Origin of the sequence: Burkholderia sp. Bp9012, from assembly GCF_003853825.1 — a bacterium.
GTDB classification, from domain to species: domain Bacteria; phylum Pseudomonadota; class Gammaproteobacteria; order Burkholderiales; family Burkholderiaceae; genus Burkholderia; species Burkholderia diffusa.
In genome coordinates this window covers 1-20,434 of record NZ_QTQA01000009.1, presented here as the reverse complement: position 1 = coordinate 20,434, position 20,434 = coordinate 1, and the positions used below count along the sequence as shown (strand labels likewise).

The window sequence follows — 20,434 nt, the reverse complement described above, 5'->3', positions numbered from 1 at the left end:
GTCATGCCTTCTGTTGTGTGTGTTGCACGAGCTTCGCCGGCACGCCGCCGATCGAACCCGCGCCCATCGTGATCACCACGTCGCCGTTCTGCGCGACCCTGGCCAGTGCGTCCGGCACGTCGTCGACCGTCGCGACGAACACCGGGTCAACCTTGCCCACCGCGCGCAGCGCACGCGACAGCGCGTCGCCGTTGGCCGTCGCGATCGCCGCTTCGCCCGCGGCATAGACTTCCGTCAGCACCAGCGCGTCGACCGTCGACAGCACATTGACGAAGTCATCGAAACAGTCGCGCGTGCGCGTGTAGCGGTGCGGCTGGAACGCCAGCACGAGGCGGCGGCCCGGGAAGGCGCCGCGCGCGGCCGCGATCGTCGCGGCCATCTCGACGGGGTGGTGGCCGTAGTCGTCGATCAGCGTGTAATGGCCGCCGTCCGCGCTCGGCACCTCGCCGTAGCGCTGGAAGCGTCGGCCGACGCCGTTGAATTCCTCCAGCGCCAGCTGGATCGCGTCGTCCGCCACGCCGAGATCGGTCGCGATCGCGATCGCCGCGAGCGCGTTCTGCACGTTGTGCAGGCCCGGCATGTTCAGCACCACCGCGAGCGGCGCGCGCCCTTCGCGAATCACCGTGAAATGCATCCGGCCGTCGCGCGCATCGATGTCTTCCGCGCGCACCTGCGCGTCCGGCGACAGCCCGTAGCGCACGACCGGCTTCGAGATGAACGGGATGATCTGCCGCACGTTCGGATCGTCGACGCACACCACCGCGCTGCCGTAGAACGGCAGGCGCTGCGTGAATTCGATGAACGCCTGCTTGAGCCGCGCGAAATCGTGGCCGTAGGTGTCCATGTGATCGGCGTCGATGTTCGTGATGACTTCGATCACCGGATACAGGTTCAGGAACGACGCGTCCGACTCGTCAGCCTCGGCGACGATGAAGTCGCCCGTGCCGAGCCGCGCGTTCGCGCCGGCGCTGATCAGCCGGCCGCCGATCACGAAAGTCGGGTCCAGCCCGCCCGCCGCGAGCACGCTCGCGACGAGGCTCGTCGTCGTGGTCTTGCCGTGCGTGCCGGCGATCGCGATCCCCTGCTTCAGGCGCATCAGCTCCGCGAGCATCACCGCGCGCTGCACGATCGGCACGCCCTGGTGGCGCGCGGCCAGCACTTCGGGGTTGTCCGAGCGCACGGCCGTCGACACGACGACCGCGTTCGCGCCCTCGATGTTCGCCGCGTCGTGCCCGATCGCGATCCGCGCGCCGAGCGCCGCGAGACGGTCGGTCACCGCGTTGCGCGACAGGTCGGAGCCGCTGACCTCGTAGCCGAGGTTGACGAGCACTTCGGCGATGCCGCTCATGCCTGCGCCGCCGATCCCGACGAAATGAATGTGTTTGACGATGTGTTTCATTGCAGTTGTTCCAGGTTCGCGCCGGCCACCTTCGCGCAGACGCGCGCGACTTCGTCGGTGGCCTCGGGCTTCGCCAGCGAGCGCGAACGCTCCGCCATGTCCGCGAGCGACGCCCGCGACTGGCCGCGCAGCCAGTCGGCAAGCAGTTCCGCCGACAGGTCGCGTTGTTGCACCAGCACCGCCGCGCCCGCATCGGCGAGGAACGCGGCGTTGGTCGTCTGGTGGTCGTCGACCGCGTACGGGAACGGCACGAACAGCGCCGCCACGCCCACCGCCGCGATTTCCGATACCGTCATCGCGCCGGAGCGGCAGATCACGAGATCCGCCGCCGCGTACGCGGTCGCCATGTCGTCGATGAACGGCACGAGCCGCACGTCGTCGCCGCCGGCGAATCCGGCCGCTTCGTAATTCGCCTTCAGCGCCTCGATGTGCTTCGCGCCGGCCTGGTGCACGATGCGCGGGCGCTCGCCCGGCGCCAGCAGCGCCAGCGCGCGCGGCACGACTTCGTTCAGTGCGGCGGCGCCGAGACTGCCGCCGACGACCAGCACGTTCAGCGGACCGCTGCGCGACGCATAGCGTGCTTTGGGCGTTTCCGTGCGCGCAAGTTCCGCGCGAATCGGGTTGCCGGTCCATTCCGCGTGCGGCAGTGCGCCGGGGAACGCGACGAGCACGCGTTTCGCGAATTTCGCGAGCACCTTGTTCGCGAGACCGGCGATCGAATTCTGTTCGTGCAGCACGAGCGGGCGGCCCGACAGCGCGGTCATCACGCCCGCCGGGAACGTGATGTAGCCGCCCATCCCGAGCACGACGTCCGGCCGCACGCGGCGCAGCGCGCCGAGACTCTGCCAGCATGCGCGCAGCAGGTTGAACGGCAGCGTCAGCTTGGTCTTCAGGCCCTTGCCGCGCAGTCCGCCGAAGCGCACGTATTCCATCGGAATGCCGTGCTTCGGCACGAGCGTCGCTTCCATCCCGGCCGGATTGCCGAGCCATACGACGCGCCAGCCCGCCGCTTCCATCCGGTGCGCGACGGCGAGCCCCGGGAACACGTGGCCCCCGGTGCCGCCTGCCATCACCATCAGCGTGCGTCGCGACGCGGTCATACCTTCCCTCCCCGCATCAGTACGCGATTTTCATAGTCGACCCGCAACAGCACCGCAAGCGCGACACAATTCAGCAGGATGCCCGAGCCGCCGTAGCTCACGAGCGGCAGCGTCAGGCCCTTGGTCGGCAGCAGGCCGAGGTTCACGCCCATGTTGATGAACGTCTGCGCGCCGAACCAGATGCCGATGCCCTTCGCCATCAGGCCCGCGAACGTGCGGTCGAGCGCGAGCGCCTGACGGCCGATCTCGAACGCGCGGCGCACGATCCAGTAAAACAGCAGGATCACGACCAGCACGCCAACGAAGCCGAGTTCCTCGCCGATCACCGCGAGGATGAAGTCGGTATGCGCTTCGGGCAGGTAGTTCAGCTTCTCGACGCTGCCGCCGAGGCCGACGCCGAACCACTCGCCGCGGCCGAATGCGATCAGCGAGTGCGTGAGCTGGTATGCCTTGCCCTGCGCATAGCGCTCGTCCCACGGATCGAGGTAGGCGAAGATCCGCTCGCGACGCCACGGCGACAGCCATACGAGCATCGTGAAGGTGCCGACCGCCGTCGCCACCAGGCCGCCGAACAGCTTGCCGTTCACGCCGCCGAGAAACAGCACGCCCATCGCGATCGCGGCGACCACCATGAACGCGCCCATGTCCGGCTCGAGCAGCAGCAGCGCGCCGACGAGACCGACCGCGAACGCCATCGGCAGGAAGCCCTTCGCGAAGCTCTGCATGTACTCCTGCTTGCGCACCGTGTAGTTCGCCGCGTAGATCGTCACCGCGAGCTTCATGATTTCCGATGGCTGCATGTTCGTGATGCCGAGCGGAATCCAGCGGCGCGCACCGTTCACACCCTTGCCTACGTGCGGGATCAGCACGATCACGAGGCCGACCAGTGCGATCAGGAAGAGATGCGGCGCGTATTTGTCCCAGGTCGACACGGGCACGCGGAACGCGATCACCGCCGCGATGAACGCGACGACGAGCGACACGCAGTGGCGCATCAGGAACGCGTAGTCGTGATACGACGCGTATTTCGGCGAATCGGGCATCGCGATCGACGCCGAATACACCATCACGACGCCGAGCCCGAGCAGCGCGATCGCGACCCACAGCAGCGAGTAGTCGAAGTCGAGCATGCGCGAGCGGCTCGGCCGAACGCCGTTCACGACGCTCGCGAGGCCGCCGGTCGCGGCGCGCGTGGCCGACGCGACGCGGCCGCCGGCGGCATTGCCGCCGGCGTCGCGCCGGTCGTTGAAACGGGACACGAGGCGATCGGACCAGCTCATGGCGTCGCTCCTTTGTCGATGGCGATTTCATCCACCGCCGCGCGGAACACGTCCGCGCGATGGGCGTAGTTCCTGAACATGTCGAGGCTCGCGCACGCGGGCGACAGCAGCACCGCATCGCCCGGCTCGGCGAGATCGGCGGCGGCACGCACCGCGCCTTCGAGCGTCGCGTGGTCGGCGAGCGGCACACCGGTTTCGGCGAGCGTGTCGCGAATCGCCGGCGCGTCGCGGCCGATCAGCATCACGGCACGGCACCAGCGCGCGACCGGCGCAACCAGCGGCGCGAAATCCTGGCCCTTGCCGTCGCCACCGGCGATCAGCACGATCTTCTGCGCGAGCCCGTCGAGCGCGGCCACCGTCGCGCCGACGTTCGTTCCCTTGCTGTCGTCGACGTAGTCCACGTCGTCGATCGTCGCGATCACTTCGACGCGATGCGCCTCGCCGCGATACTCGCGCAGCGCGTGCAGCAGCGGCGCGGCCGGCAGGTCGATCGCGCGTGCAAGCGCGAACGCGGCCAGCGCGTTCGCCGCGTTGTGCAGCCCGCGGATGCGCAGCGCGTCAGCCGGCATCAGGCGCTTCTGCGCGATGTCGGGCGTATGCGCGGCGTCGCGCTTGCGGCGACGGCTCGTCGTCTCGTCCGGCGCGTCGCGGTCGACCGCTTCGACCAGCCACGCAATGCCGTTGTCGCGCGACAGGCCGTAGTCGCCGTCCTGCGTCGGTTCGTTCAGGCCGAACGTGACCGTGCGCGCCGCATCGGCCGCGCCGGCGGCCGGTGCGAACTTCATCACGGCCGCATCGTCGCGATTGAGCACGCGCGTGGTCGTCGCGCCGAAGATCCGGCCCTTCGCGGCCGCATAGGCGTCGAAGCTGCCGTGCCAGTCGAGGTGATCCTGCGTGATGTTGAGGATCGCGGCCGCATCCGGCGCGAACGTGCGGGCCGTCTCGAGTTGGAAGCTCGACAGTTCGAGCACCCAGACGTCGGGCAGCGCCGTATCGTCGATCGCACCCGCGAGCCGGTCGAGCATCGCCGGGCTGATGTTGCCGGCGACGGCGACCTTCTTGCCCGAACGCTGGCACAGCAGGCCCGTGAGGCTCGTCGTCGTGGTCTTGCCGTTGGTGCCGGTGATCGCGAGCACCTTCGGCTGATAGCCGCTCGTGCCGAGCGCGCGCAGCGCCTGCGCGAAGAATTCGAGTTCGCCCCACACCGCGATCGCGCGCTCGTTCGCGGCCGCGATCAGCGCCGCCAGTGCCGGTTCGAGCGGCGACAGGCCGGGGCTCAGCCCGACGATCTCGACGCCGCCGTCGAGCAGCGCAGGCGTGAACGGGCCGCCGACGAACTCCGCATCGATGCCTTCGGCCTGCAGCGCGGCAAGGTTCGGCGGCGCCTCGCGGGTATCGGCAATACGCAGCCGGCACCCGTGCCTCGCGCACCATCGCGCGATCGCGAGACCCGATTCCCCGAACCCCAGTACGAGCACCATCGGCCGCTGCCGATCTCCAAACATCTCGCCAGACATCCTTGTTACCTTTCCTTTACCGCAGCTTGAGGGTGGACAGACCGAACAGGCACAGCATCAGCGTGATGATCCAGAAACGCACCACCACCTGCGTTTCCTTCCAGCCGGACAATTCGAAATGGTGATGCAGCGGTGCCATCTTCAGCAGGCGCCGCCCTTCGCCGTAACGCTTCTTCGTGTACTTGAACCACGACACCTGCAGCATCACCGACAGTGTTTCCGCGACGAAGATGCCACCCATGATGAACAGCACGATTTCCTGGCGCACGATCACCGCGACCGTGCCGAGCGCGCCGCCAAGCGCCAGCGCGCCGACGTCGCCCATGAACACCTGCGCGGGGTGCGTGTTGTACCAGAGGAACGCGAGCCCTGCCCCGCCCATCGCGGAACAGAAGATCAGCAATTCACCGGCGCCCGGGATGTGCGGGAACAGCAGATATTTCGAATAGACCGAGCTGCCCATCACGTACGCGAACACGCCGAGCGCCCCGCCGACCAGCACGACCGGCATGATCACGAGGCCGTCGAGCCCGTCGGTCAGGTTCACCGCGTTGCTCGCACCGACGATGACGAAGTAGGTCAGCACGATGAAGCCCCACACGCCCAGCGGGTAGCTGATCGACTTCAGGAACGGCAGCATCAGGTCGGCGCGCGCCGGCAGCCCCATCGACAGGCCGCTCCTCACCCATGCCATGAACAGGTCGAACACGCGCACGTTGTTCGCTTCGGACACGCTGAAGGCGAGGTAGACGGCTGCGAACAGCCCGATCACCGATTGCCAGAAATACTTCTCGCGCGACGACATCCCGCGCGGGTCCTTGTGGACGACCTTGCGGTAATCGTCGACCCAGCCGATCACGCCGAAACCGAACGTGACGAGCATCACGATCCAGATGAAACGGTTCGTCAGGTCGCCCCACAGCAGCGTCGCGACCGCGATGCCGATCAGGATCAGCACGCCGCCCATCGTCGGCGTGCCGGACTTGACCAGGTGCGTCTGCGGCCCGTCCTTTCTCACGGCCTGACCAACCTTCATTTGCGTCAGCTTGCGGATCACCCACGGTCCGCACACGAGCCCGATCCCCAGCGCGGTGATGGTGGCCATCACCGCACGGAACGTGAGGTACGTGAACAAGCGCAAAAAGCTTGCGTCTCCTTGCAGCCATTGCGCCAGCGCCAGCAGCATGCTTCCTTCCTTCTACTCAGTGTGCAGCGGGCACCGTGCCCGCCGCGGGTTGTTTCGTCAGCGCGTCGACCACGCGCTCCATCTTCATGTACCGCGAGCCCTTCACGAGCACCGTCGCCTGCGCGCCGTAGCCCGCAGCGAGCAGTGCCGTCACCAGCGCGCCGACGTCATCGAAATGGCGGGCCGTGTCGCCGTACGCGGTACATGCATCGCGCGACGCATCGCCGAGTGCGAACAGCGCGTCGATGCCGCGCTCGCGCGCATACGCGCCGATCTCCCGGTGAAATGCCGGGCCTTCGTCGCCCACCTCGCCCATGTCGCCGATCACCAGCACGCGCGGCTCAGGTTGCGCGGCCAGCACGTCGATCGCCGCGCGCATCGAATCGGGGTTCGCGTTGTAGGTGTCGTCGACGACCGTCGCGCCCGCGAGGCTGCCGACGACCGCTCGCCGGACCTGCAAGCGGCCCTTGACCGGCTCGAACGATTCGAGGCCCTGCTTGATCGCGGCCAGCTCGATACCGGCCGCGAGTGCCGCGGCCGTTGCCGCCAATGCGTTGCGTGCGTTGTGCTCGCCGAGCGCGCGCAGCCGCACCGTCACCGGGCCGGACGGCGTGTCGATTGCAAGCTCGCCGCCGTGCAAACGGCCCGTGACCTGCGCTTCGACCTGTCGTTCGGCGTCGTGCAGCGCGAAATCGAGAATCCGGTTGCCGGTCGCCGCGACACGCCAGATACCGGCGTACGCATCGTCGGCCGGAAACACCGCGACGCCGTCCGGCGTCAGCGCGTGGATCACGGCCGCGTGTTCGAGCGCGACCGCCTCGACCGTCGCCATGAATTCCTGGTGTTCGCGCTGCGCATTGTTGACGAGCGCAACGGTCGGCGCCGCGAGGCGCGCGAGAACTTCGGTCTCGCCCGGGTGATTCATCCCGAGCTCGATCACCGCGACGCGATGTGCGCCCGACAGGCGCAGCAGCGTCAGCGGCACGCCGATGTCGTTGTTCAGGTTGCCGGCCGTCGCCAGCCGCGCGTCGGTGCCGACTGCAGCCGCGAAGATCGACGCGATCATTTCCTTGACGGTCGTCTTGCCGTTGCTGCCCGTCACCGCGACGAGCGGCACCGCGAAGCGCTTGCGCCAGCCGTGCGCGAGTGCGCCGAGCGCGGCACGCGTTTCACCGCCCTCGATGACCGGCATCGCGAGGCCCGCCGGCGCGTGCGCGACGAGCGCCGCGGCTGCGCCGCGCGCGGCCACGTCGCCGAGGAAGTCGTGCGCGTCGAAGCGCTCGCCCTTCAACGCGACGAACAGGTCGCCCGGACCGACCGTGCGGCTGTCCGTCGACACGCGCTCGAACGTGGTATCCGAATCGCCGCGGACGGTGGCGCCGGGAATCAGGCGCGCGGCTTCGCCGAGACTGAGCATCGTCATTCGCCGCCTCCCTTGCCGTGCGTCGCGCGTGCCGCAAGCGCGAGCCGCGCGTGATCCTGATCGGAGAACGTGCGCTTCTTGCCCATGATTTCCTGCGTCGCCTCGTGCCCCTTGCCGGCCAGCACGACGACATCCTCGCGGGCCGCGCCGCGCACGGCCTGCAGGATCGCGCTCGCGCGATCCTCGATGCGGCGAGCGCGATCGGGCGCGGTCATCCCCGCGATGACCTGATCGATGATGCGCTGCGGATCCTCGCTGCGCGGATTGTCGCTCGTGACGACGACTTCGTCGGCGAGCCGCTCGGCGATCGCGCCCATCAGCGGGCGCTTCGTCGCATCCCGATCGCCGCCGCAGCCGAACATGCAGACGAGCCGCCCACCGCGCGCCGCCGCGATCGGGCGCAACGCGTCGAGCGTCTTGTCGAGCGCATCGGGCGTATGCGCGTAGTCGATCACGACCAGCGGTTCGTCGTTCTGCAGCCGGCCGCCAAGGCGCTGCATGCGCCCGTTGACGGACTCGAGCCGCGCAATCTCCGCGACGGCCGCGTCGAACGGCAGGTCGGCCGCAAGCAGCGAGCCGAGCACCGCGAGCAGGTTGCTGACGTTGAACGTGCCGAGCGTGCCGACCTCGACGTCCGCGTCGCCCCACGACGAGCGCAGACGGAAGGCCGTGCCCGTCGTGGTCGCGCGCACGTCGAGCGCGACCAGTTCGCGATCGGCGTCGGCCGCCTGCGCGTCGCCGATCCCGTATGCGATCGTGCGCACGCGGCCGGCCAGCTTGTCAAGCAGGCGGCGGCCGGCTTCGTCGTCGCGATTGATGACCGCTGCGCGCAGACCGCGCCACGCGAACAGCTTCGACTTCGCGGCTTCGTACGCGTCGAACGTGACGTGATAGTCGAGGTGATCCTGCGTGAGGTTCGTGAAGACGGCGATGTCGAATGCCGTGCCGTTCACGCGCCCCTGATGCAATGCGTGCGACGACACTTCCATCGCGACGGCTTTCGCGCCCGCGTCGTGCAGTTGCGCGAGGCTCCGCTGCAGCTGCGGCGCGTCCGGCGTCGTGAAGCCGGTCGGCACCAGTTGCCCCGGCATGCCGCTGCCGAGCGTGCCGATCAGCGCGCACGGCTGGTGCAGCGCCGTCAGCGCGGCCGCGATCCATTGGGTGCAGGACGTCTTGCCGTTGGTGCCGGTCACGCCGATGGCGAGCAGGCTGTCGCTCGGGTCGCCGTACCAGCCGCTGGCGATCTCGCCGGCCAGTTGGTCGAGCGCCGGCACCGCGAGTGCGACCGGTACGGCCGGTGCGGCTTCGAGACCTTCCGGCTGATACAGCACGGCGGCCGCGCCGCGCGCGACGGCATCGGAAATGAAGGCGCGATTGTCCGCCCCGTCGACCGCATAGCCGAGGAACACGTCGCCAGCCTGCAGGCTGCGCGTGTCGGCATGCAGTTGCGCCGCGGGGGCCACATGCTGGCGCAGCCACGCAAGCGCGGCCGCGATCTGCTGATGCGCCGGATGGGAACTGCGAGCGGCGCTCATCGAACAACTCCTGGTGAATTACGTGTCGTGCTGGATACGATCATATGCTTCGCACCGCCGCCCGCGGCGAGCTTTTGCGGGCCCGTCGCGGCGGGCGCGCCGGGCGCGTCGTCGGACACGACGAGCTGCTTGATCGGCATGTTCGGCGGCACGTTCAGCGCGCGCATCGTATCGCCCGCGATCGCCGAGAATACGGGGCCGGACACCTGGCCGCCGAAGTGGCTGCCGGCGGTCGGTTCGTCGACCGACACGGCGACGACGATGCGCGGGTTCGGCATCGGCGCCATGCCGACGAACGACGCGCGGTACTTGCGCGTGTAGCCGTGGCCTTCGTGCTTGTAAGCGGTACCGCTCTTGCCGCCGACGCGATAACCCGGCACGGCCGCATCGGGCGACGTGCCGCCCGGCGCCACCACCGTTTCGAGCATCGCACGCACCTCGCGCGCGGTGGTCGGGTTGAACACCTGCGTACCCACGACCGGCTGGTTGGGGTCGGTCTTGAAAATGGTCACGGGCATCAGCTCGCCGTCATGCGCGATCGCCGTGTATGCGCGCGCGAGCTGGAACAGCGACACCGACAGGCCGTAGCCGTACGACATCGTCGCCTGCTCGATGCGACGCCAGCTCTTCCACGGACGCAGGCGGCCAGCCACCGCGCCCGGGAACCCGACCTTCGGCGCCTGGCCGAGGCCGATGCTCGTATACATATTCCACATTTCCTCGGGCCGCATCGTCATCGCGATCTTCGTCGCGCCGATGTTGCTCGACTTCTGGATCACGCCGCCGACCGTCAGCGTGCCGAAACCCGCGTCGTCGGTGATCGGTGCGCCGTCGAGCACGAAATGCCCGTTGCCCGTCTCGACGAGCGTGTTCGGCGTCACGCGGTGCAGGTCGAGCGCGAGCGACACCGTAAACGGCTTCATGATCGACCCCGGCTCGAACACGTCGGTCATGATCCGGTTGCGCAACTGCTCGCCCGTCATGCGCGAGCGGTCGTTCGGGTTGTACGTCGGGTAGTTGACGAGCGCCAGCACCTCGCCGGTGCGCACGTCGACGACCATCGCAGCGCCGGCCTTCGCCTTGAACTTCTCGACGGCGGCCTTCAGGTTCGCATACGCGATGTACTGGATCTTGCTGTCGATCGACAGGTCGACGTCCGTCCCGTTGTGCGGCGGAATCTGTTCGGCGACGTCCTCGACGATGTGCCCCATCCGGTCCTTGATCACGCGGCGCACGCCGGACGTGCCGGACAGCATCTTCTGGTCGCCGAGTTCGACGCCCTCCTGCCCTTCGTCCTCGACGTTCGTGAAGCCGATCAGGTGAGCGGTAATCTCGCCTTCCGGATAGAAGCGCTTGTATTCATTGCGCTGATAGATACCGGGAATGTCGAGCGCGGCGACCTTGTCCGCGACGTCGATCGGCACCTGGCGCTTTACGTAGACGAAACCCTTGTCTTGCGACAGCTTCACGCGCAGTTCCTTCGGCGTCATGCCGAGGAGCTTGCCGAGCTGGTTGACCTTGCCGGCGTCGAGATCGTCCGGCACGGCGTCCGGAATCGCCCAGATCGCGCGCACGGGCAGGCTCGTCGCGAGCACGAGCCCGTTACGGTCGAGGATCTTGCCGCGCGTTGCCGGCAGCTCGATCGTGCGCTGGTAGCGGCTCTCGCCCTGCTTCTGGTAGAACGCGTTGCCGGGCCCCTGGATCCAGAACGCCCGCGCAGCGAGCGCGACGAACGCCATGAACAGCAGGAACACGACGAGTTTCGAGCGCCACATCGGCAGGTGCACGCCGAGCACGGGGCTCGACGAGAACTTCACGTCCTGGCGCTTTTGCGACGGCTTCATCGCGCGCCTCCGTTGCCCTTGCTGGCCGTATCGGCCGACGCGGGAATCGGCGCGTCGATCGCCTTCGCGGCGCCCGGCGGCAGCGTCAGGTACTGGGTGCGGCCCGTCGTGATCGGCTGCATCTTCAGCGAATCGTTCGCGAGCTGCTCGATGCGGGACGTCTTGGACAGCGCGCTCTGCTGATATTGAAGCTGCGCGTAGTCCTGCTGGAGCTGACGCTCCTGCGACTGCGCGCGCTGCAGCTGGATGAAGATCTGGCGCTGCTGGTTCGTCGAGTTGACGACCGACAGCGCACAGCCCATCACGATGATCAGCAGGAAGATGTTGAAGCGGCTCATGGCGTGACGCGCTCCGCGATGCGCATCACGGCCGACCGGGCGCGCGGATTCGCGGCGACTTCCGCCTCGCTCGGGAATTGACGGCTGATAATCTTGAGCGGCGGGCTCGGGAGGTCGACGGCACGGATCGGCAGGCGACGATCGACGGCAGGCGCACTCGCGTGCGCCTGCATGAATCGCTTGACGATCCGGTCCTCGAGTGAATGAAAGCTGATGACCACCAGCCGCCCCCCTTGCTCCAGCAAAGACAATGCCGCGTCTAGTACGACTTGCAGGTCCGCAAGCTCTTGATTGACGTGAATCCGTATAGCCTGAAAGGTGCGGGTTGACGGATCCTTGCCCTTCTCACGGGTTTTGACGACGTTACCCACGATTTGGGCAAGCTCGCCCGTGGTGTCGAGAGGCCCAAGACGGTCGGACTCTGCCCGGCGAGCAACAAGCGCCTTTGCAATCTGAAAAGCAAACCGTTCTTCCCCATAATCCCGTATCACCTCCGTCAATTCCTGCACCGAAGCGCGCGCGAGCCATTCGGCCGCCGACTCGCCGCGCGTCGGATCCATTCGCATGTCCAGCGGGCCATCCGCGCGAAAGCTGAAGCCGCGCGCCGGATCGTCCACCTGCGGCGAGGACACGCCCAGGTCCAGCAACACACCCGACACCTTCTCGACACCGCGCGCCGCAAGCGCGTCGCGCATCGATGCAAAGCTGTCATGTACGATCGAGAAGCGCCCATCCTCGATGCGCTGCGCCGTCTCGATCGCCCTCGGATCCTTGTCGAACGCGATCAGCCGGCCGGCCGGCGCCAGCCGCGCGAGCACCGCGCGGCTATGACCGCCGCGCCCGAACGTGCCGTCGACATAAATGCCGTCCGGCCGCGTCACGAGCGAATCGACCGCTTCGTCCAACAGTACGGTCCGATGCTGCAATTCGTTTCCCATCGCGGGCGTCTCCGTCACCGCAATCAGAACGTGAAGTTCTTCAGCGCGTCGGGCATGCCCTGCGCCATCGCTGCCTGCTCCTTCGCGATGTAGGTCTGCGAATCCCACAGCTCGAAGTGACTACCCATTCCCAACAACATGACTTCCTTTTCCAGTCCGGCCGCCATCCGCAGCTCGGGCGATACGAGAATCCGGCCTGCGCTGTCGAGATCGACATCCATCGCATTGCCGAGAAAAATTCGCCGCCACCAATGAGCGTCCATCGGCAGCGCGGCGATCTTGGCGCGGAACACTTCCCATTCGGGGCGCGGAAACAGCAACAGGCAGCCGTCCGGGTGCTTGGTCACAGTCACCCGTCCTTCTGCCTGTCCTTGCAGCGCTTCGCGATAGCGAGCCGGCACCGACATCCGCCCTTTCGCATCGAGCGTCAGCGCCGACGCCCCTTGGAACACTTTCCGCTCTCCCGTTCAGGGCACCGAAGCACCCGCTCAATGCTCAAGAATTTAGCCGGAATAGCCCGCCAAATCACACAAAAATACACTTTCTCACACTGTCTCCCACTTTAGTGGAAGGGTTTGGCACGGTCAAGGGAGCGGCCCGGTTTTTTGACGAATTTTGTTAGTTAGAACAAGGACTTACGCGCGCATGCTCATGCGGCCCTTCATGCTAAAAATCGTTATAAATGAATGAGCTAGTGCAACTTGTGAAGGTGATACGTGAGAAAGGCGGGCCAGACTGGCGTGCGGACGGGGCTTTCGGGGGCGGGAAAACGCGGAAAAAACGGGCGGTATCGGGAACGGCGGACCAGGGCGACGTCACACGCCGCCCCGGCCCGAATGTCAGAGATAGTATGCAGTGCTCGTCATGACTTTCGATGCGGCGCGCATCAGCATCCGCGCGGGCAGCGGCAGCTCGATCCCGCCGGCATCGGTCGCGGCCTTGCCGTGCTTCACCTCGTCGAGCCGCATCTGCTCGACGATCGCACGCGACGCCGTGTCGGTCGCCGGCAGCTCGGACAGGTGCCCGTCGAGATGGCTCTCGACCTGGCGCTCCGTCTCCGCCATGAAGCCGAGGCTGACCTTGTCGCCCAGCGTTCCGGCGACGACGCCGATCGCGAGCGCGCCAGCGTACCACAGCGGGTTGAGCAGGCTCGGACGCGAATCGAGTTCCTTCAGCCGATGCGCGGTCCACGCGAGATGATCCTCCTCCTCGCGCGCGGCTTCCTCGAACATCGCCTTCGACGACGACGAGCGCGCGGTCAGCTTCTGCGCCTGATAAAGCGCCTGCGCGCAGACCTCGCCGACGTGGTTCACGCGCATCAGCCCGGCGGCATGCGTACGCTCCGCGGGCGTCAGTTCGCCGGCCGGCGGCTCCGCCGGCGCAGGCACCGGGCGGCTCATCCGGCTAATGCCGGTCAGCGATCGCAGGCCGCGATCGAATTCGCTGATCAGTTCATCCAACACCATCCTGTTCTCCTGGCTGCGTGTGCTGCCGCGGGCGGCAAAGGCACGTGCTCCGCTGCGTAACCGACTTGATTATTCAGCGGAAATTGCGGTTAACCCGTGATTTTAACCATTGTTGCATAAAGGAAACATGGCAGCCTTGCGCCAAGGCATTTCGCTTTGTCGGAAAAATCGGCTTTGTTACATTACGTGCGACTTCTTGCGAAGTTGATGGGGCCCGTCAACACAACATAACTATCCGCCCCGCCAAAAAAATTCAGTGATTCTTGGAGATCCGTTAATGAAAAAGTCGCTTCTCGCGCTCGTCGCGCTGGGCGCGTTTGCTGGCGCAGCTCATGCGCAAAGCAGCGTGACGCTCTACGGCATCATCGATGAAGGCTTCATCTTCAACAACAACGCCAAGGGCGGCCACCTGTACGGTCTGGCAAGCGGCGTGATGCAAGGCAGCCGCTTCGGCCTGCGCGGCACCGAAGATCTGGGCAGCGGCCTGAAGGCGATCTTCGTGCTCGAAAACGGTTTTGACGTCAACTCCGGCAAGCTGGGCCAGGGCGGCCTGATGTTCGGCCGCCAGGCTTACGTCGGCCTGTCGAGCCAGTACGGTACGGTCACGCTGGGTCGCCAGTACGACTCCGTCGTCGACTTCGTCGGCCCGCTCGAGGCAGGCGACCAGTGGGGCGGCTACATCGCTGCTCACCCGGGCGACCTCGACAACTTCAACAACGCATACCGTGTGAACAACGCGGTCAAGTACACGAGCCCGACCTACGGCGGCTTCTCGTTCGGCGGCCTGTACAGCTTCGGCGGTCAAGCCGGCCAGTTCTCGAAGAACCAGGTCTGGTCGCTCGGCGCGGGTTACAACAACGGCCCGCTGGTATTGGGTGTCGGCTACTTGAACGCACGCACGCCGGCGAACTTCGGCGGCATGTTCAATACCGGCGCGTCGGCTGCGGCGACGGCCGTGTCGTCGCCGGTCTACGGCGCATATGCGAACAGCGCGAACACGTACCAGGTCATCGGTGCGGGCGGTGCGTACACGTTCGGCGCAGCGACGATCGGCGCGACGTACTCGAACACGAAGTTCAAGGGCTTCTCGGTCGGTCCGTTCGTGAACCAGACCGCGACGTTCAACAACGGCGAAATCAACTTCAAGTATCAGCTGACCCCGGCGCTGATCGTCGGCGCGGCGTACGACTACACGCAAGGCAGCAAGATCGACGGCAACTCGGCAGCCAAGTACCACCAAGGCTCGCTGGGCGTCGACTACTTCCTGTCCAAGCGCACGGACGTCTACGTGATCGGTGTGTACCAGCATGCGTCGGGCAACACGCTCGATTCGGCAGGCAACGTCGTTCAGGCACATGCGTCGATCAACGGTCTCGACCCGTCGAGCACCAGCAACCAGGTCGCAGCGCGCGTCGGCATCCGTCATAAGTTCTAATCAGCTTGTCTGACAAGCCGCAGCATATTGAAGGCGCCTTCGGGCGCCTTTTTCTTTTGCGGCTGCGAAGCGGTGAGCGGCGAACAGGACGATCGCCGGGCGGCCCGTTCACGGCGGCGAACCGGCCCCTACGGCTCATCGACGGGAATGCCACCGCTGCCGGCGGGCAGCATGCGTCGTGGTATCGCGCCATGCGAGTCGCGAATCGCGGATCGCGGCCGCCGCCGGCGATCCGGTCGAGCCGCTCCGTCAGCCACGGCGCATCCCGGTAGAACGCGTGCCGTTCCTGCGACCGTCGGACCTCGGCGCGGCAACCTCGGTGCCGACACCACGAATAAAAAGCCCGGCATTGGCCGGGCTCGTTCGTTCGACTTCGATGTTATGCGCGTCCGTCGCGCAGTTCGCGCCGCAGGATCTTGCCGACATTCGTCTTCGGCAGTTCCGTGCGGAACTCGACGAGTTTCGGCCGCTTGTAGCCAGTGAGCCGCTCCTTGCAGTACGCGAGGATGTCCTTGTCGGTAAGCGCCGGGTCCTTCTTCACGACGAACAGCTTCACGGCTTCGCCCGAGTGCTCGTCCGGCACGCCGACCGCCGCCACCTCGAACACGCCCGGGTGCGACGCCACCACGTCCTCGACCTCGTTCGGATACACGTTAAAACCGGATACCAGGATCATGTCCTTCTTCCGGTCGACGATCTTCACGTAACCGCGCGCGTCCATCACGCCGACGTCGCCGGTCTTGAAGAAACCGTCCGGGAACATGACCTTCGCGGTTTCGTCCGGACGGTTCCAGTAGCCGGCCATGACCTGCGGCCCGCGGATGCAGATCTCGCCCGGCTCGCCGAGCGCGACGTCGTTGCCTGCGTCATCGCGGATGGCCACTTCTGTCGACGGCAGCGGCAGGCCGATCGTCCCGCTATATTCGGTCGCGGTTACCGGGTTGCAGGTCGCGACCGGCGAGGTCTCCGACAGGCCGTAGCCCTCGACGATCGCCGTATGGGTCTTCTCATACCAGCGCTTCGCGACGCCTTCCTGGATCGCCATGCCGCCGCCGTTGGCGATCACGAGCTTCGACAGGTCAAGCTGGTTGAATTCGGGATGGTTCAGCAGCGCGTTGTACAACGTGTTGACGGCCGGAATCGTCGAGATCTGGTAACCCTTCAACTCCTTGATCATCCCGCCGATGTCGCGCGGATTCGGGATCAGGATGCCCATGCCGCCCGTGCGCATCGTCAGAAAGCCGCAGACCGTCAGCGCGAACACGTGATAGAGCGGCAGCGCGACGACCGTCACGAACTGCTTCACCTCGGGGTACTTCTCGTGCGCGGGATGGTGCCATGCGCCGGCCTGCAGCACGTTCGACACGATGTTCCGATGCAACAGCGTCGCCCCCTTCGCGACACCCGTCGTACCGCCCGTGTACTGGAGGAACGCGACGTCGTCGGGGCCGAGCTTCTGCGGCTTGAAGGTTTGCCGCGCACCTTCCGACAGCGCGGCCTTGAAGCGCGTGTACGACGGAAGATGCCAGGCCGGCACCATCTTCTTCACGTTGCGCACGACGTAATTGACGAGCCAGCCCTTGATGCCCAGCAGATCGCCCATCGACGCGACCACCACATGCTTGACCGCGGTGTTGGCGATGACGGCCTGCAGTGTCGACGCGAAATTCTCGAGGATGACGATCGCCTCCGCCCCGCTGTCCTTCAGCTGATGTTCGAGCTCGCGCGGCGTATAGAGCGGGTTGACGTTGACGACGGTGAAGCCCGCGCGGAGCACCGCGACGATCGCTACCGGGTACTGCAGTACGTTCGGCATCATGAGCGCAACGCGCGCGCCGCGCTTCAGGCCGCGCGACTGCAGCCACGCGCCGAACTGGCGCGACAGCGCATCGAGTTCGCCGTACGTGATGCTCTTGCCCATGCAGACGAACGCCTTGCGGTCACGATATTGCTTGAAGCTTTCGTCGAGGAGATCCGGGATGGAAGGATACGGGGACGCGTCAATTTCGGCTGGAACGCCGGGTGGGTACGATTTCAGCCAAATTTTGTTCATACTGCGCGTCTCCTCACAGATTTTCGAATGGTCGTGCTAAAACGCATCGTAGCGGCTCGTCCTTGCCGAGACAACCGGGTTAGATGCCCACTTCGAACTTTCGAATATATTCGTCTGATCATATCAAGAAGTTCGGTCAAATCCGCTCAACTTCCACCAGACAATCGTAAAACGTCGCCGAGTTGCCGAGATCGGTCAGCGCCTGGCTCGTCACCTCGTTCGCGTTCCGTCCATCCGCCGACAATTTCTTCCACCAGATCGACAGTCCGACGACGAGCCCTGCCCGCGCCCGATCGGTCACTCTCGCGACCGCCTGCATCGATCCGCGGTCGTTGAAGATGCGCACGATGTCGCCCTCCCCGATGCCGCGCGCGTCGGCGTCGGCCGGGTGTATATCGAGGTGCGGCTGGCCTTCCGTACTGCGCAGGCTGTCCACGTTCACGAACGTGCTGTTCAGGAAGTGGCGGGCCGGCGGGGAAATCATCGCCAGTGGATAACGAGCGGCGAGTTCAGGGGCGGCCTCCGCCGATTCGAACGGCGGCAGATAATCGGGCACCGGGTCCATGCCCATCTGCTCGAGTCGCGCACTGTAGAACTCGCATTTGCCGGACGGTGTGCGGAAGCCGCCATTCGCGAAAGGCGCGTCCGCCACCTTGAGCTTCAGCCAGCCGGCCCGCTTCAACGTCTCCCAATCGCTGTCGAGCGTCGAATCGTCCCAACGGAGCGCCGTCTGCGCGACCTCTTCGTCGCTGTGATAAAGCGCGGGCTCGTCGAGCCCCATACTGCGTGCGATGCCGCGAAAGATTTCCGTGTTCGGCCGTGCGTCGCCGACTGGCGGAATCGCCGGTAGATTCGCCATCACATAGGTGTGGCCGTATGACTTGTGGACGTCGAGATGCTCGAGTTGCGTCGTGGCAGGCAACACAATGTCGGCGAAATCGACCGTATCTGTCTTGAAGTGCTCGAGAACGACCGTGAATAGATCTTCGCGCGCGAACCCGGCGGCGACTTTCGACGAGTCGGGCGCGACCGCGACCGGATTCGAATTGTAGACAATCACCGCTTCGACCTTCGGCCCGAAGGTGGCGTCGCCCGGATGCAGCAGTGCATCGCCGATCGCATTCATGTTGATGATGCGCGGCAGTCTGTGTGGCCAGCCTGGCATCAGATCCGGACGCAGCAGCGCCGACTGATTGACCGGAGCGAATTCCGACGACGACAGCAGAAGCCCGCCGGCCCGGTCGCGCCACGCGCCTGTCAGCGCAGGCAAACTCGCAATCGCACGCACGGCATTGCCGCCACCGCGCACACGCTGCATGCCGTAATTGAGGCGAATCGACGCCTTGCGGGTCGCGCCGTAACGACGTGCGAGTTCGATCAGTTCCGACACTTCGATGCCGCAGATCTGGGCGACACGCTCCGGCGGATAGGACAGGGCTCGCGCCTTGAGCGCATCGAAGCCGAGCGTATGACGCGCGATGTAGTCGTGATCGAGCAGATCTTCGGTAATCAGCACATGCATCATGCCGAGCGCGAACGCGCCGTCGGTACCCGGCTTCAGCGCGAAGTGCTGATGGCATTTCTCCGCCGTCAGCGAACGGTAGGGATCGATTGCGACCAGACGGGCGCCTCGACGCTTGGCTTCCTGCGCTCGGGTCCAGAAATGCAGGCTGGATGCGATCGGGTTGGCGCCCCAGATCAGGATCAGCTCGCTTTCCTCGAAATGCTCGAGATGCATACCGATGCTTCCGCCATACGTATAGCGCAGGCCTGCTGCACCGGCCGCGGCGCAGATGGTCCGCTCAAGCCGGGACGCACCGAGTTTATGGAAGAACCGCTGCGCAATGCCTTCGCCCTGCACGAGTCCCATCGTTCCCGCGTAGCTGTACGGCATAATCGCCTCCGGCGCACGCGCAGCTATTTCCCCGAGACGACGACCGATCTCGTCAAGTGCTTCACTCCAGCTGATCGGCACGAAGCGCCCTTCCCCCTTCGCGCCGATGCGCTTGAGGGGCACGGTGAGCCGGTCGGGATGATGGACGCGGTCGGCATATCGGCTGACTTTCGTACACAACACGCCCTGCGTGGGCGGATGGTCGGGATCACCCGTGACCTTGATCGCACGGCCGTTTTCGACGGTCACGCGCATCGCGCATGTGTCCGGACAATCGTGCGGGCAAACGGCCCGAGCTATCTGAGTGGCGACGTTCATCATTCTGGATGCGACTGGGGTGGAGGTTCGCAAATTTTACGAGGACGGACCGACTAAGACCTCATTTCGCACGAATTTCTCGCCTGTTCAGCGAAAAGACTGGAATAACGGATGAAAAATGTCGACGCTGGACCGGCTCCGAACTGCCGATGCGACGATACGGACGCGGGGGCGGGTGTGAAAAGTACCTTGACGGCGGCTTCGCCGAGCGGACACGAGTCACCTACCTGGCCGGAGATTGCAGCCAATAAGCGGGTGATCGGTCCGGGATGATGGAGAGCGGCGGGGTCGGGTTACGCGCTTGAGCAACAACCGGAGAGGTTCGATTGCCTGCACTCGTGCTTTCCGCCGCCCAAATGCAAAAACCCCCGCCTTTTGGGCGGGGGTTTCTGGCTTAGGGAGCCTGACGATTACCTACTTTCACACGGGAATCCGCACTATCATCGGCGTAGAGTCGTTTCACGGTCCTGTTCGGGATGGGAAGGGGTGGGACCGACTCGCTATGGTCATCAGGCAAAGAGGGTTGTTGCGCTGCTTCGCAGCACAACCAATCTTGGAAGAAGCAGTAATTTAGGTTGTGTGTATCACACACGAGAATCAACCAGTCCGACGCGCTGTCATCAGCGCGAGACAGACTTGTTATAGGATCAAGCCTTACGGGCAATTAGTATCAGTTAGCTGAACGCATTACTGCGCTTACACACCTGA

General features: G+C 65.7%; 15 protein-coding genes and 1 rRNA gene. 1 reads left to right on the top strand and 15 read right to left on the bottom strand.

Going from position 1 to position 20,434, the window contains the following annotated elements:
* Position 1: 1 nt before the first annotated feature.
* The 12 genes from murC to coq7 all read right to left on the bottom strand — a co-directional run bounded on the left by murC (position 2) and on the right by coq7 (position 14,026).
* The gene (murC, locus tag DIE11_RS13890; protein ID WP_059608167.1) at positions 2-1,399 is read right to left on the bottom strand and encodes a UDP-N-acetylmuramate--L-alanine ligase; all 1,398 of its coding nucleotides are present in this window, start codon (positions 1,397-1,399) and stop codon (positions 2-4) included.
* Positions 1,396-2,499: an undecaprenyldiphospho-muramoylpentapeptide beta-N-acetylglucosaminyltransferase gene (murG, locus tag DIE11_RS13885; protein WP_059608166.1), complete on the bottom strand. Its 1,104-nt coding sequence runs from the start codon at positions 2,497-2,499 to the stop codon at positions 1,396-1,398. The genes murC and murG overlap by 4 nt, the downstream gene beginning before the upstream one ends.
* Positions 2,496-3,779: a putative lipid II flippase FtsW gene (gene ftsW, locus DIE11_RS13880; RefSeq protein ID WP_059528582.1), complete on the bottom strand. Its 1,284-nt coding sequence runs from the start codon at positions 3,777-3,779 to the stop codon at positions 2,496-2,498. Before ftsW ends, murG begins: the two co-directional genes overlap by 4 nt.
* Positions 3,776-5,284, bottom strand: coding sequence for a UDP-N-acetylmuramoyl-L-alanine--D-glutamate ligase (gene murD / locus DIE11_RS13875; RefSeq protein WP_124624702.1), 1,509 nt, complete (start codon positions 5,282-5,284; stop codon positions 3,776-3,778). The genes ftsW and murD overlap by 4 nt, the downstream gene beginning before the upstream one ends.
* A 28-nt stretch (positions 5,285-5,312) precedes the next feature.
* Positions 5,313-6,482, bottom strand: coding sequence for a phospho-N-acetylmuramoyl-pentapeptide-transferase (mraY, locus tag DIE11_RS13870; RefSeq protein WP_124624700.1), 1,170 nt, complete (start codon positions 6,480-6,482; stop codon positions 5,313-5,315).
* 16 nt (positions 6,483-6,498) lie between these two features.
* On the bottom strand, positions 6,499-7,905 hold the full coding sequence (gene murF / locus DIE11_RS13865; RefSeq protein WP_124624697.1) for a UDP-N-acetylmuramoyl-tripeptide--D-alanyl-D-alanine ligase: 1,407 nt from the start codon (positions 7,903-7,905) through the stop codon (positions 6,499-6,501).
* On the bottom strand, positions 7,902-9,440 hold the full coding sequence (locus tag DIE11_RS13860; RefSeq protein ID WP_124624694.1) for a UDP-N-acetylmuramoyl-L-alanyl-D-glutamate--2,6-diaminopimelate ligase: 1,539 nt from the start codon (positions 9,438-9,440) through the stop codon (positions 7,902-7,904). Before DIE11_RS13860 ends, murF begins: the two co-directional genes overlap by 4 nt.
* Entirely contained in the window at positions 9,437-11,284 is a 1,848-nt protein-coding gene (locus DIE11_RS13855; RefSeq protein ID WP_124624691.1) for a penicillin-binding protein 2, read from the bottom strand. The genes DIE11_RS13860 and DIE11_RS13855 overlap by 4 nt, the downstream gene beginning before the upstream one ends.
* Positions 11,281-11,622 carry a cell division protein FtsL gene (ftsL, locus tag DIE11_RS13850; protein ID WP_124624687.1) on the bottom strand — a complete coding sequence of 114 codons (342 nt, stop codon included), beginning with the start codon at positions 11,620-11,622 and terminating at the stop codon, positions 11,281-11,283. The genes DIE11_RS13855 and ftsL overlap by 4 nt, the downstream gene beginning before the upstream one ends.
* Entirely contained in the window at positions 11,619-12,560 is a 942-nt protein-coding gene (rsmH, locus tag DIE11_RS13845) for a 16S rRNA (cytosine(1402)-N(4))-methyltransferase RsmH (protein ID WP_124624683.1), read from the bottom strand. The genes ftsL and rsmH overlap by 4 nt, the downstream gene beginning before the upstream one ends.
* A 23-nt stretch (positions 12,561-12,583) precedes the next feature.
* Positions 12,584-13,012 (bottom strand): division/cell wall cluster transcriptional repressor MraZ, encoded by a 429-nt coding sequence (gene mraZ, locus DIE11_RS13840; protein WP_006400450.1) that lies wholly within the window; start codon positions 13,010-13,012, stop codon positions 12,584-12,586.
* Positions 13,013-13,399: 387 nt separating this feature from the next.
* Positions 13,400-14,026: a 2-polyprenyl-3-methyl-6-methoxy-1,4-benzoquinone monooxygenase gene (gene coq7, locus DIE11_RS13835; protein ID WP_059608158.1), complete on the bottom strand. Its 627-nt coding sequence runs from the start codon at positions 14,024-14,026 to the stop codon at positions 13,400-13,402.
* 277 nt (positions 14,027-14,303) lie between these two features.
* On the opposite strand from coq7, the gene DIE11_RS13830 reads away from it, so the two are divergent.
* Positions 14,304-15,461 carry a porin gene (locus DIE11_RS13830; RefSeq protein WP_124624679.1) on the top strand — a complete coding sequence of 386 codons (1,158 nt, stop codon included), beginning with the start codon at positions 14,304-14,306 and terminating at the stop codon, positions 15,459-15,461.
* A 379-nt stretch (positions 15,462-15,840) separates the two neighbouring features.
* Here the strand turns inward: DIE11_RS13830 and DIE11_RS13825 are convergent, their stop codons facing one another.
* From DIE11_RS13825 to rrf, 3 genes are all read right to left on the bottom strand, one after another.
* Complete coding sequence (locus tag DIE11_RS13825; protein ID WP_124624676.1) at positions 15,841-17,514, bottom strand: long-chain fatty acid--CoA ligase; 1,674 nt, start codon at positions 17,512-17,514, stop codon at positions 15,841-15,843.
* A gap of 136 nt (positions 17,515-17,650) precedes the next feature.
* Positions 17,651-19,726 carry a molybdopterin-dependent oxidoreductase gene (locus DIE11_RS13820; protein ID WP_124624673.1) on the bottom strand — a complete coding sequence of 692 codons (2,076 nt, stop codon included), beginning with the start codon at positions 19,724-19,726 and terminating at the stop codon, positions 17,651-17,653.
* 401 nt (positions 19,727-20,127) lie between these two features.
* A 5S ribosomal RNA gene (rrf, locus tag DIE11_RS13815) occupies positions 20,128-20,240 on the bottom strand.
* Between the last annotated feature and the right edge of the window lie 194 nt (positions 20,241-20,434).